Source organism: Limnobaculum eriocheiris, from assembly GCF_021010575.1.
In the GTDB taxonomy this organism is placed as follows: domain Bacteria; phylum Pseudomonadota; class Gammaproteobacteria; order Enterobacterales; family Enterobacteriaceae; genus Limnobaculum; species Limnobaculum eriocheiris.
Genome location: NZ_JAJNAG010000033.1, coordinates 1 through 12,637, shown reverse-complemented (window position 1 = coordinate 12,637; position 12,637 = coordinate 1). Strand labels below are relative to the sequence as shown.

13 protein-coding genes and 2 pseudogenes are annotated in these 12,637 nt (G+C 45.1%); 11 read left to right on the top strand and 4 right to left on the bottom strand.

From position 1 onward, the window contains the following. Window positions 1-258 precede the first annotated feature (258 nt). The 3 genes from LPW36_RS12940 (at window position 259) to lipA (ending at window position 2,453) form a co-directional block, all read left to right on the top strand. The gene (locus LPW36_RS12940) at window positions 259-681 is read left to right on the top strand and encodes a VOC family protein (protein WP_230610233.1); all 423 of its coding nucleotides are present in this window, start codon (window positions 259-261) and stop codon (window positions 679-681) included. Window positions 682-823: 142 nt separating this feature from the next. Beyond that, window positions 824-1,495: a lipoyl(octanoyl) transferase LipB gene (gene lipB / locus LPW36_RS12935; protein ID WP_230610231.1), complete on the top strand. Its 672-nt coding sequence runs from the start codon at window positions 824-826 to the stop codon at window positions 1,493-1,495. Next, the gene (lipA, locus tag LPW36_RS12930) at window positions 1,488-2,453 is read left to right on the top strand and encodes a lipoyl synthase (protein ID WP_230610229.1); all 966 of its coding nucleotides are present in this window, start codon (window positions 1,488-1,490) and stop codon (window positions 2,451-2,453) included. The genes lipB and lipA overlap by 8 nt, the downstream gene beginning before the upstream one ends. A gap of 105 nt (window positions 2,454-2,558) precedes the next feature. On the opposite strand, the gene tatA is transcribed toward lipA, so the two are convergent. The 3 genes and pseudogenes from tatA to LPW36_RS12915 form a co-directional block, all read right to left on the bottom strand. Next, entirely contained in the window at window positions 2,559-2,753 is a 195-nt protein-coding gene (tatA, locus tag LPW36_RS12925; RefSeq protein WP_230610224.1) for a Sec-independent protein translocase subunit TatA, read from the bottom strand. Between the two features lie 137 nt (window positions 2,754-2,890). Then, window positions 2,891-3,304 (bottom strand): hypothetical protein, encoded by a 414-nt coding sequence (locus LPW36_RS12920; RefSeq protein ID WP_230610222.1) that lies wholly within the window; start codon window positions 3,302-3,304, stop codon window positions 2,891-2,893. A gap of 15 nt (window positions 3,305-3,319) precedes the next feature. After that, a pseudogene (locus LPW36_RS12915) lies at window positions 3,320-4,642 on the bottom strand (phosphatase PAP2/dual specificity phosphatase family protein). Between the two features lie 431 nt (window positions 4,643-5,073). Here LPW36_RS12915 and LPW36_RS12910 point away from each other — a divergent pair. From LPW36_RS12910 to prfH, 7 genes and pseudogenes are all read left to right on the top strand, one after another. After that, entirely contained in the window at window positions 5,074-5,676 is a 603-nt protein-coding gene (locus LPW36_RS12910; RefSeq protein WP_230610220.1) for a CDP-alcohol phosphatidyltransferase family protein, read from the top strand. A gap of 15 nt (window positions 5,677-5,691) precedes the next feature. Beyond that, window positions 5,692-6,609: a phosphatidate cytidylyltransferase gene (locus LPW36_RS12905; protein ID WP_230610218.1), complete on the top strand. Its 918-nt coding sequence runs from the start codon at window positions 5,692-5,694 to the stop codon at window positions 6,607-6,609. Window positions 6,610-6,627: 18 nt separating this feature from the next. Further along, a complete protein-coding gene (locus LPW36_RS12900) occupies window positions 6,628-7,266 on the top strand; it encodes a lysophospholipid acyltransferase family protein (protein WP_230610216.1) in 639 nt (212 codons plus the stop codon). Then, a pseudogene (locus LPW36_RS12895) lies at window positions 7,263-9,040 on the top strand (bifunctional alpha/beta hydrolase/class I SAM-dependent methyltransferase). Before LPW36_RS12900 ends, LPW36_RS12895 begins: the two are co-directional and overlap by 4 nt. A 211-nt stretch (window positions 9,041-9,251) precedes the next feature. Further along, a complete protein-coding gene (locus LPW36_RS12890; RefSeq protein WP_230610214.1) occupies window positions 9,252-9,878 on the top strand; it encodes a YiiX family permuted papain-like enzyme in 627 nt (208 codons plus the stop codon). Window positions 9,879-10,099: 221 nt separating this feature from the next. Then, window positions 10,100-11,239, top strand: coding sequence for an RNA ligase RtcB family protein (locus tag LPW36_RS12885; protein WP_230610212.1), 1,140 nt, complete (start codon window positions 10,100-10,102; stop codon window positions 11,237-11,239). Next, window positions 11,236-11,850 carry a peptide chain release factor H gene (prfH, locus tag LPW36_RS12880; RefSeq protein WP_230610210.1) on the top strand — a complete coding sequence of 205 codons (615 nt, stop codon included), beginning with the start codon at window positions 11,236-11,238 and terminating at the stop codon, window positions 11,848-11,850. Before LPW36_RS12885 ends, prfH begins: the two co-directional genes overlap by 4 nt. A gap of 119 nt (window positions 11,851-11,969) precedes the next feature. Here prfH and LPW36_RS12875 read toward each other — a convergent pair whose 3' ends face one another. Beyond that, window positions 11,970-12,284 (bottom strand): hypothetical protein, encoded by a 315-nt coding sequence (locus tag LPW36_RS12875; RefSeq protein ID WP_230610208.1) that lies wholly within the window; start codon window positions 12,282-12,284, stop codon window positions 11,970-11,972. A 279-nt stretch (window positions 12,285-12,563) separates the two neighbouring features. On the opposite strand from LPW36_RS12875, the gene LPW36_RS12870 reads away from it, so the two are divergent. Continuing rightward, on the top strand, window positions 12,564-12,637 hold a 74-nt coding region (locus LPW36_RS12870; protein WP_338085967.1), incomplete at its 3' end, for an IS1 family transposase.

The following is a 12,637-nucleotide window of genomic DNA, read 5'->3' as shown; positions in this document are numbered from 1 at the left end:
TATACAGCAGTTAGCCCCCTTTTAGGGGGCCGTGTCAAAGCCACCTGCTATGCAGGTGGATTATTACTGTCCTGAATAGCCATTATGTAACCCGCTGTGACAAATGCTCCCCGCTTCAGATTAACTCCTTTATTCCTCTTTTAATTATCCTGTCACATCTGTTTCAGCAGTCGGTGGCAGAACTGAAGCGCTGACACTATTCTTGAAATAAGGAAAACCATCGACCATTTTACTTCAGACGATTGATAGCGAGGATATATGATGGAAGTCCAGCCTTATCTGTTTTTCGACGGTAATTGTGAAGAGGCACTACAGTTCTATCAACGTAGTATCGGCGCCAGAATCATCACACTCATGCGCTACAGTGAGTCTCCCGATGCGCTGCTCACTCCTGTTCCCGACGAATGGAAAGATAAAATCATGCATGCTAACGTCAGCGTGGGTCATTCGCAATTTATGGCGTCTGACGGTCAGTGTGACCGTATGCATCCTGACTTTAACGGGTTTAGCCTCTCCCTGAAAGCGGACAGCAAAACAGATGCTGAACGCTTGTTTAAGTCACTCTCTTCCGGAGGAAAAGTTAACTTACCTTTTCAGCGGACTTTCTGGTCCAGTGGGTTTGGAATGCTCACCGATCGATATGGCGTAGGCTGGATGATAATGAGCGAAATTGGCACCTGACGGGTGCCATATCAACATCAATAATAGTTAGCCTATTATTAATACCATTCTCCCCTATTGCTTTAAAAGAGCGAATCTTCCGATTTCGTCTGGTGGTCTCCCTAATCGGTGGGTATAATGTTGTTACCATTTTTGCAACGTTATGATGACCTCCTTGCAACAAGACACCATTATCTTACGTCAACTTGGGGTACAACCTTATCTGTCCGTATCTCAGGCGATGCATACTTTTACCGACCGCAGAGCGAGTACCACATCGGATGAGCTGTGGTTAGTTCAGCATCCTCGCGTATTTACTCAGGGTCAGGCAGGTAAAGCAGAGCACGTTCTGGCTGCCGGTGATATTCCGGTTATTCAGAGCGATCGCGGAGGTCAGGTGACCTATCACGGTCCGGGCCAGCAAGTGATGTATGTCATGCTCGATCTTAAGCGAAAAAAGATGGGCGTCAGAGAGCTGGTGACGGCCCTTGAACAGACGGTTATCCGAACTCTGGCTCATTTTGATATTCAGGCGAAAGCCCGTCCGGATGCTCCCGGTGTTTATGTCGATCATGATAAGATCTGTTCCCTGGGATTACGTATCCGTCGGGGCTGTTCTCTGCATGGATTAGCCTTAAATATCGATATGGACCTTGAACCATTCACCCGCATTAATCCCTGTGGCTATGCCGGTATGCACATGACGCAGGTAAAACAGTTAGCTGAATCAGTCCGCTTTGAACATGTACATCCTGTTCTGATACGGGAATTTACGCAATTACTCGGTTATCATCATCCCGAGCCAGGCTATTGGAATATTAACGACTATGAGTAAACCAATTCAGATGGAACGCGGTATCAAATATCGTGATGCCGACAAAATGGCACTAATTCCGGTAAAGTCGGTAGAGACCGAGCGTCAGGAGATGTTACGCAAACCTGAATGGATGAAAATTAAATTACCCGCAGATTCAAGCCGTATTCAGGGTATCAAAGCCGCAATGCGCAAGAATGGATTGCATTCCGTTTGTGAAGAGGCTTCCTGCCCCAATCTGGCGGAATGCTTTAACCACGGTACGGCAACCTTTATGATTCTCGGGGCGATTTGTACTCGCCGCTGCCCTTTCTGCGATGTCGCCCATGGCCGCCCAATGGCTCCTGATGCAAATGAACCACAAAAGCTGGCGCAAACCATTCAGGATATGGGGCTTCGCTATGTGGTTATCACTTCCGTTGACCGTGACGATCTGCGGGATGGCGGAGCGCAGCACTTTGCTGACTGTATCAGTGCAATTCGCGATAAAAATCCAACCATTAAAATTGAAACGCTGGTGCCTGATTTTCGCGGCCGGATGGATCGCGCATTAGATATACTCACTGCAACTCCACCGGATGTGTTTAACCACAATCTGGAGAATATCCCTCGTCTTTACCGTCAGGTTCGTCCGGGGGCCGACTATGGCTGGTCGCTAAAGCTGCTGGAGCGTTTTAAGCAAACGCACCCTGATATTCCAACCAAATCAGGATTGATGGTAGGGCTGGGAGAAACTAATCAGGAAATTATTGAAGTTATGCGTGATTTACGCGCTCATGGCGTCACCATGTTAACCCTGGGACAATATTTGCAACCGAGTCGCCATCACCTGGCTGTTCAACGTTATGTAAGCCCTGCCGAATTTGATGAGATGAAAGCTGAAGCAATGGCAATGGGCTTCACCCATGCCGCCTGTGGACCTTTTGTTCGTTCTTCATACCATGCTGACCTACAGGCAAAAGGTGAAGAAGTAAAATAATTGAACCTGGCAGTGCTAAACTGCCGGATCGTTTTCATAAAAAAGCGTGCTGTTTATTGCACGCTTTTTCATTTATTAAACCCGGAAAGCAGACTAATCAGATAATTACTTTTTATTCTCTACCTGTGGAGCAGCTTCATTGGTTGCATCTGTTGATGGCGTATCATTATCCATCGCTTTTTTAAAGCCTTTGATTGCTGCGCCCAAATCACTACCTAAGGTACGTAACTTATTAGTACCAAATAACAGAACGATGAGTGCACCGATGATCAATAACTTAGTAATGCTTATACCAGCCATATAAACCTTCTTGCTTTATCTGCTGTCGATTTCTTCGACATAATTAACCCTACTTTCTTTGTACGATAAATATCAGGCAAGCACAATTTTGAAATGTAACAGATTAAAACAATCCGTACTTATCAACTTACTGATATCTACTGAAAACCCGAAAACAGAACCATCAGGATAACCACTCCCCACTGGGCTAATACCAAAAACCCGGCCCGGTACAACAATTGACGTGCGCCTGACCAGCGGGAATCCAGGCTACGGTTATTCTCCCCTTTCTTTCCCCAACACACATTGATCGCCGTATCAAAAACCTCTGTTTCCCCGGAAAAACGATAAAAAATATTAAACAGATGTGTGTCCATCCACAGGCGCCAGCAATAGTAATGGCAGGCAAGTCCAAGCATTAAAGAAATCGCCAACATCACGGCCGAATAGTCAGCAAAAAATAACATCAGCAATGTAAATAACATAGCAAACGCAGAAAGTGCCGCAAAATAACGCCAGCTATTCAGCGTAGCAATCAACACTTTTCCGGCCATTGGATGCTCAATTATCATTTGTTACCTTTCCGGTTATAAAACTAAATAGCGTTTAACCCAGCGATTCAAAGCATCCAGATGAGACTCCCTGAAGATAATTTTCGGACGAGCCTGACGAATCACCGCTTCTGCTTCTGCAATGCTGCTGACTTTCTGTTGCTGTAACAGCCAGGCTGCCACCACAATCGCACTACGGGATAATCCCAATGCACAATGCACTAACACTTGCCCGTGAGGATATAACTCATTGAGCGCCTGTACGGAACGCTGTAATTCTTCTTCGCTTGGTGCCAGTAAATCAAGCTGCGGACAGGCAATATAGGCAACCGCAGGGATGTAAGGACTTCTTTGCCACTCTGAAGTCATATCCAGTACGGCATTCACCGCGACAGTATGACGGGGATAACTGCCTAACAGGACCCCCTCAGTAATCTGATTATTTCGGTCATATTTAACACTAAAATAGCGAAATGAGCACCAGGCTCCAATTTGATAAGGCATTAACAGTAAACGCGCCGAAGGTGACATCTTACCCGCCGTGTTCTTTTGGAAAATTGCGCTTCCCAAACCGCTATAACCTAATGCCACCATCAGCAAAGCAACCGCTGGCCATAGTAACAACCAAAAACCACTTCCCGGCCAACAGGCCAGAACCGTTAAAATTAACGCGGCAGAATAGTAATAACCCGCCAGCCTGCGGGCAAAAGGGTCCTGACTTGGTTTCCAGCGCCAGTGAGAGGTCACGGGTAGAGCATAACTAATAATAACGCCGACAAATAATCCGGTGATCACATCAATAAAGTGATGCTGCCAGGTGGTCAAAACCGAGATACCAATGAGGGCAAACCAACCGTGTAATAACCAACGCCACTTTGAAGAGGTATGGGGATAAAAACGCAGCCAGAGCAGCCAAAGTAAAATAATATGCAGCGACGGAGCCTGATTAAAGGGAAGATCAAACATCTCCAGTTGCTGAAACAACCAACCGAACATTCCGTCACTGACTGGCCTGACAAAGCTAAATCTTAATGGAAACAGCAAAAAACCAACACTAGCCGCAACGGAGGCAACGGCCAGCCGCAGGCCATGTACCATCAGTTCACGACGGGAAGTACAAATAAACAGTGAAATACCATACAACAGATCGATGCTCCAGTAAGGAACAATGGTCTAGGGCAGAAAAGGAATTGATGACTCCCAGCTAAACGCCAGTACACCAACATCATCCCGGGTTGCGGTAAATTGATTAACCTGGCCGTAGGTTAAAAAGAAGAAAGGTGCCAGAAACAGCAGCCAGATACCGGCTCGCAACCAAAGCTGCCGGCGAGAATCAGGATTTAACGTTAGTTCATTCATTCGACGCACTCTGTCCATGATACGCCGTCACCCGGCACTATCGTTTGCATTATTAACGCTTTTATTGCGTTATTTAGCCGTTATCATAACCAATCATACTGATTTAGAAAGTGCTTTAGATATGTTTCTGGCATTCCTTTGTCAGGAAATATTTCACCCGGCGACCATTCAAATGGTCGAATGTTTTTTCATTAACATTCTGAACGCAAAGGCTATATAAATTACTTTGAGAAAAAGCATATTACTTAAACTCAGTAAATTAAACTTTATCACACGATTTGGTATCAACAGAAAGGAAGGGAATACAGAATTAATTCATGCCCTCAACGGAAAATGAAACAACACTTATCACAATGTAAATATAGGAAGAAATCAATAAAATAGGCCCTTAAATAAGGGCCCTGAAAGAATATAGAATTTAAATACAATTTATGACTCTATACGATCTTAAACCACGGTTTCAGGCCTTATTGAGACCTCTGTTAAAACGTCTTTTTCGTGCAGGTATAACGGCTAATCAAGTTACGCTAGCGGCCTTGATAGCATCCGTTGCTATCGGACTGTTGCTTTTCTTTTATCCTCATCCGGCGCTGTTTCTGATTCTGCCAATATTCTTGTTTATCCGTATGGCGCTAAATGCCATTGATGGTTTACTGGCACGGGAATATAACCAAAAATCAAAGCTGGGCGCATTGCTTAATGAAACCGGTGATGTGATATCTGATGCTGCACTCTATTTGCCATTTGCCCTGTTACCAGGAGCAACCCCATGGCTGGTTTTACTGGCGGTATTACTCTCTATTCTGACCGAGTTTTGTGGAGTACTGGCTCAAACGATTGGTGCTTCCCGGCGCTATGATGGACCAATGGGAAAAAGTGACAGAGCGTTGATTTTTGGTGCCTATGCGCTGGCTATTTTTATTTGGCCAGTGTGCATGGAATGGAGCTGGATACTTTTTTCTCTGGTATCTGTTTTATTGGTATGGACCTGCCTGAATCGCTGCTGCAGAGCACTGGCAGAGGTTAACTCATAGCCGGAGAGCCATAATATGAGCCCAATCTTGATTCGTGCGCTAATCATCATGTTTGCTTTGTTGATTGTCGCCAGCATTACTATTCGCGTTATGGCCCTGCGTTCACCGGAACGTGACTGGACAGAATTGCGTCAGAGAATTAACACCTGGTGGTGGATTGTTATCGTTTTTGCTCTGGCTATCTCTACGCCTCGAGCCATTTCACTGACTATTTTTGCCATTATCAGCTTTCTGGCGTTAAAAGAGTATCTGACGCTAATACCAACCCGACGTACTGACCATATGCCTTTGTTATGGGCCTATATTGCAATTCCTATTCAGTATTATTGGATCGGTATTGAATGGTACAGCATGTTCCTGGTGTTTATTCCGGTGTATGTTTTCCTGTTCCTGCCAATGCGTATGGTGCTGATTGGTAATAATAAGGATTTCCTCCATTCCGCATCGATGCTGCATTGGGGGGTTATGACGACGGTATTCGCCATTAGTCATGTAGCCTATTTAACCGTATTACCTGGTAAGCCAGAAACCGGGCCTTTGTTGGTGATTTTCCTGGTAGTTTTAACCGAGTGTAATGATATTGCCCAGTATTTATGGGGTAAATCATTTGGTCGTATTAAAGTGATCCCAAAAGTCAGCCCGAATAAAACCCTGGAGGGCTTAGTGGGAGGCGTGATAACCACCATGTTCCTGGCCTGGCTATTGGGCGGAGTTTTAACGCCATTAAGCGGTTGGGAATCAGTCCTGGTGGGGCTATTAATTGGCGTAACTGGCTTTATTGGTGATGTGGTTATGTCTGCCGTTAAGCGTGATATTGGGGTAAAAGATTCAGGTAAATTATTACCGGGACACGGCGGTATTTTGGATCGCCTGGATTCGCTGATTTATACCGCGCCGCTGTTTTTCCACGTTTTATACTATTTACACTATTAATTCGCGATGGAGGTCTGAATGAACCGACTATTGCGTTTACTGTTTGTGGTGTTAATTGCCTATCCGGTGGTGCTGGCATGGTTGGGGGTTTCTGTTGCCAATCGTAAACGCCTGCCAATAAAAGGGCCTGGGATTATCATTGCTAACCATAATAGTCATCTGGATTTGCTAACATTATTAACCCTGTTTCCGCTATCAAAGGTGCATTTGGTGCACCCGGCAGCCGCGGCTGATTACTTTCTGAAAAACCGTTGGATGGCCTGGTTTGCTACCCGGGTAGTTGGCATTATTCCTGTCGTGCGGGGCGGCGATCCCAAACAGAGCGACCCTCTGGCAGGATGTGTTCAGGCTTTGCAGGAAGGAAAAATATTAGTTTTGTTTCCTGAAGGTACCCGCGGGGAGCCTGAACGTTTATCTGAATTCAAATCAGGGCTCTGGTATTTGTGTCAGCAATTTCCGGAAGTACCGGTGACCCCGGTATTTATGCATGGTCTGGGACGAGCCATGGGAAAAGGGCAGTGGATACCGGTGCCTTTCTTTATTGATGTCTATATTGATGAGCCTGTTTACTGTCATTCAGACAAAGCGGTCTTTATATCGGATTTAAAACAGCGATTTGAATCGCTGCAAAATAATGCACAAGGGAGAGAGTCATGAGTTTAGCGCAACCTCGTACTGCAACAGAGAATTGGTTTAAAACCTCCGATGGAACGGAATTATTCTATCGTTGCTGGCCTCAGCATGAGGGAGCGGCCGATAAAGTGATTGTGCTTTTCCATCGTGGACATGAACATTCCGGTCGTTTACAGCATATTGTCGATGAACTGAATATGCCAAATGTACCTATGTATGCATGGGATGCCCGTGGTCATGGTAAGACATCCGGAGAGAGAGGCTATAGCCCAAGCATAGGAACTTCAGTGCGGGATGTGGATGAGTTTGTTCGCTATGTTTCTGCGGACAGCGGCGTGGCGATGGAAAACGTTATCGTGATAGCTCAGAGCGTTGGTGCTGTGCTGGCTGCCACCTGGGCCCATGATTATGCGCCAAAAATCCGAGGGTTGATTCTGGCTTCTCCGGCATTTAAGGTCAAACTCTATGTTCCGTTTGCCCGTGCGGGTCTGGGGTTAATGAGGAGTTTCCGCGGTTTGTTCTATGTGAACTCCTATGTTAAAGGAAAATACCTGACGCACGACCAGGAACGAGTCGACTCTTTTAATCAGGACCCGCTGATTACCCGGGCTATTGCGGTAAATATTTTGCTGGAGCTGTATAGCACTTCGGAACGTATTGTGGCGGATGCCTCGGCAATCACTATTCCTACCCAGTTGCTGATTTCCGGTGATGATTATGTGGTACACCATAAGCCTCAACATCAGTTTTATCAGCGGTTGAATACATCGGTTAAAGAGAAGCATATTCTGAGTGGTTTTTATCACGATACTTTGGGTGAGAAAGATCGCCATCTGGCATTTGATAAAATTCGGGCGTTTATCGATAAACTATTTACTATGGCACCACAACGTCATGATTACAGCGAAGAAGATCGCTGGAGCGCCAACGCGGACAAGTATCGCGAACTCATGGCTCCGCTGCCGCATTATTCGATAAAACGTTATTATTATCGCGGTCTGACTTCAGCGATGTCCACTTTAGGCAAAGCATCAAAAGGCGTAAGTCTTGGTTTTGAAACCGGTTTTGATTCAGGCAGTACGCTGGATTATGTTTATCGTAATCATCCTGAAGGCAGCAATAGCTTTGGGCGTTTTATTGATAAACAATATCTGAACAGCATTGGCTGGCGAGGCATTCGTCAGCGTAAGATAAATATTGAAACCTTGATTCGCCAGGCCATTGGCGATCTTAAACAGCGTAATATGCCAGTACGTATTGTTGATATAGCCGCAGGCCACGGCCGCTATGTGCTGGATGCGATAGGAGATGCGCAGGATATTGAGTCTATTCTTCTACGGGATTACAGCGAGCTGAATGTGGAGCAGGGCAAGAAGATGATTGCTGAACGTCACCTGACAGAAAAGGCTGAATTCTTAGTTGGTAATGCTTTCGATCGTCAAAGTCTGGCGGAGCTGACACCAAACCCAACGTTGGGCATTGTTTCCGGATTATATGAGTTATTCCCCGAGAACAAAGATGTTCAGGCTTCGTTGATGGGGCTGGCGGATACCATTCCTGAAGGTGGGCTGTTGGTCTATACCGGCCAACCATGGCACCCGCAGCTTGAAATGATTGCCCGCTCCCTGACCAGTCATCAGAGTGGAAAACCTTGGGTAATGCGCTGTCGTACACAGGGAGAGATGGACAGTATGGTTGAGCGTGCCGGGTTTGAGAAAAAAATTCAGTTGATTGATGTGATGACTGGGGAATTTTCAGCGTTTCAATTGCGGTACGGGTTACACATAAATCCCTGTGACAGTAAAAAACAACACCTCACTATATGTTGCTTCACGCTACAGCACCCCCAGATGGTAATCAACCAAAATTATCCAGAGCTCCTGCCGTGACACGATTTAATTTGTAACATCTCTGCATCAGGCCGATTATCGCTACCCTAAATCACTTCACATTCACTTCATTAAAGCCAGTTATGCTGGCATCCTTGTTTTCAAACCACCTATAATCATATGACCCAAACCCGACTTCCTATTTTGCTAACGACTCTGGCTCTCGTCATCGTCTCAGTGCTGTTTATCTTTCTGCCAAAGAGCTACGGTTATCAGCCACAGGCCGGAGACATTCTGTTTCACACCTCTCGCTCATCTCAAAGCCAGGCAATTCAGTTGGCAACTCACTCTCCTTACAGTCATATGGGAATGATTTTGTTCAAAAATAACAGGCCTTATGTCTATGAAGCATCTAAACGTGTGCAATACACTCCGTTAAATGAATGGATTAAACGCGGAGTCAAAGGTAAGTATGTGGCTAAAAGGCTAAAACAACCCCTGACTGCCGGGCAACAGCAGCAGATACAAAAGACTGCACAGTTATATGCCAATGCCCCCTATGACCTGGGTTTTTCCTGGTCAGATGACAGGCAATATTGTTCGGAACTGGTGTGGAAAATCTATTTCAATGCCCTCGGTATGAAGATTGGCAATCTGCAAAAGTTACGGGAATTTGACCTCACATCAACCCCGGTAAAAAAGAAACTGGCAGAACGATATGGTTCATCCATTCCGCTGGATGAGACCGTTATATCCCCTGAAGCAATATTTGATTCACCGCTTTTAACCGTGGTGGGAAAGAAATAACGGGGTAACTAAAATAATAGGCATTGCTATTTATTATTGGGCGGTCTATGATGCCGCCGTTTTTATTCAACCCACAATTCACTGGCAAAGGAGGTATATCATGCAACAAATTCAATTAAATACCCTTTGCAGGCGTATCCAGAGCTAACCCTACCCGTTACACTCCCTGGCTTCGGCCTGCCAATTTGATTTTATCTTTTCTCCAATATATGGATTGGTATATGGGCAATTTTATTCGTCCTTTATCTGAACGCGTCTCTTATATCGCGTCGGATGACACCTGGATCGAAAGCAACGCGATCCAACAATTAAACACAACGGCCTCATTACCGGATATGGCTCAGGTAGTGGGTATGCCGGACCTGCATCCCGGCAGAGGTTATCCGGTTGGTGCAGCATTTTTTTCCGTCAACCGTTTTTATCCGGCATTGGTCGGTAATGATATTGGCTGTGGTATGGGCCTGTGGCAAACCACCATACCAAGCAAACGCCCTAATCTGGATAAGCTGGAAAAAAATCTATCCCGCATGGGAGATTTTGCCAGCTCAGAATGGTTACAACAGCACCTCTCAGATGAGATGTCAGCATCACCTTTTTCTGATGCTTTGGGATCTGTGGGGGGTGGTAATCACTTTGCAGAGTTACAACAGGTCGATCAGGTTTATCAGCCTGATATCGTTAATCAGTCAGGATTAAATCCACAACAGCTGCTGCTATTAGTTCATAGCGGATCCCGTGGATTAGGTCAGGCAATTTTACGTCGTCATGTAGAACGCTTTAACCATAGCGGCTTAATAGCGGGTACTTCTGAAGCAGATGAATACCTGAGTGAGCATCATCAGGCGTTAAGATTTGCCGAACTAAATCGTCGCCTTATCGCTCAACGGTTGCTGGAACACATAAAAACAACGGGTGAATTCCTGCTGGATATTAACCACAATCTGGTTGAAGCCGCGCAGATTGGCGGCACTGATGGTTGGCTACACCGTAAAGGTGCCAGCCCTGCTAATCGCGGTCCGGTGATTATACCGGGTTCTCGGGGCGACTATAGCTATCTGGTCATGCCAATTGTATCGGATGTCAGCCTGCATTCATTGGCTCATGGTGCCGGTCGAAAATGGATGAGAACAGAGTGTAAAGGTCGTTTGTCTGAGCGTTTCTCTCCGGTTCAGTTAAGCCGTACCGAATTGGGAAGTCGGGTTATTTGTCAGGATCGCCAACTCATTTATGAAGAAGCACCACAGGCTTATAAATCGGTTGAAAGCGTTATTGATAGCATGGTTGGAGCCGGACTGATCAACATTCTGGCTCGACTGAAACCGATTTTGACCTATAAAACCAGTGGAGGGAAAAGCGAATGATACTCTTGCAGATCTCCTCTGCTCAGGGGCCAGATGAATGTTGTCTGGCCGTTGGCAAAGCGCTAAAGCAACTGATAAAAGAAGCTAACGCCATTAATGTGCAGGTTGAATGTCTGGAAACTGAACCCGCCAGACAGCCTGATGGCTACCGTTCAGTGCTGATTTCCCTCAGCGGCAGCGCCGCAGATCGGTTGGCGGATAACTGGTGTGGTTCGGTATTATGGATATGTAATAGTCCCTACCGGCCTAACCATGGCCGCAAGAATTGGTTTATTGGTATTGCCCGATTTGAGCAAAATAATCCAGAGTTAGAAAGCGAAATTCAGTTTGAATCATTGCGTTCATCAGGCCCCGGCGGACAACACGTTAATAAAACCGATTCCGCTATCAGGGCAACGCATATTGCCAGTGGAATAACCGTCAAAGTACAGTCGGAAAGAAATCAGCATGCCAATAAGCGCCTGGCGATTTTATTGATTGCACACCGTTTGGAACAGTTGCGTCAACAAGCCGACGCTGAACTAAAGGCGGAACGACGCATGTTCCATCATCAGATAGAACGGGGAAATCCCCTACGCGTATTTAAAGGAATAAATTTCAAATCGATATAATTTATCGATAAAAAACCTGAAAGTTAAAATAGAAGGAAACAGGACTAATTAAATTATTAATAAATTAACTTAGATAATACCACGCCGTAATCATCTAATTACGGCGTGAGTATTTTAGATTAACAGCCCAATTGAGACAGAGTAGGTTTGAATGCATCCATAGCAGCTTTACAGCTGTTTTTCAGAGCTTCTTTATCACTCATTTTTTTCCAGGATTCAGTTGCAGCATCCATCTGAGTTTTAAACTGATCGGCCATAGCCTTGTTGTCTTTACCCAGTTTGTTTACACAAGTAGTAATGGTACTAACATACTCATTACACTCAGCTGGTAAACCATTATCCGCAGCCTTAGCTGGCTCTTTTTCACCACAACCACTTAAAGCCAGTAAAGAAAAAGCAACAACAGAAGAAAGAAGAACGCGGGAAGGTTTCATTTATTCATTTCCTTGAAATTTAATTATAAAAATAACAACGACTTGGAACAATATCGTAATTGTCCTTTATAAATTATACCATCAAAAAATATCTATGAGTAGTTTTTAGCGGTTTGAAAAAAAATAAAACGCAACACAAAAACTCTCTATTTTTGCATTATTAACATTATCTGATAAAACAAAATGTTACCATGACTTAAAATGTAAAAACTATTTACACAGTTTCTGGGTCGTGACGCATATTTAGTGTTGTGGTATTCTTCGCCCTTTGGATGATTGATGGCAAAGATTGATGTAGTTTGTCCCCGCTGTTCTGAAACGAGTGATGTGATCCGAAACGGTCATTCCACCTC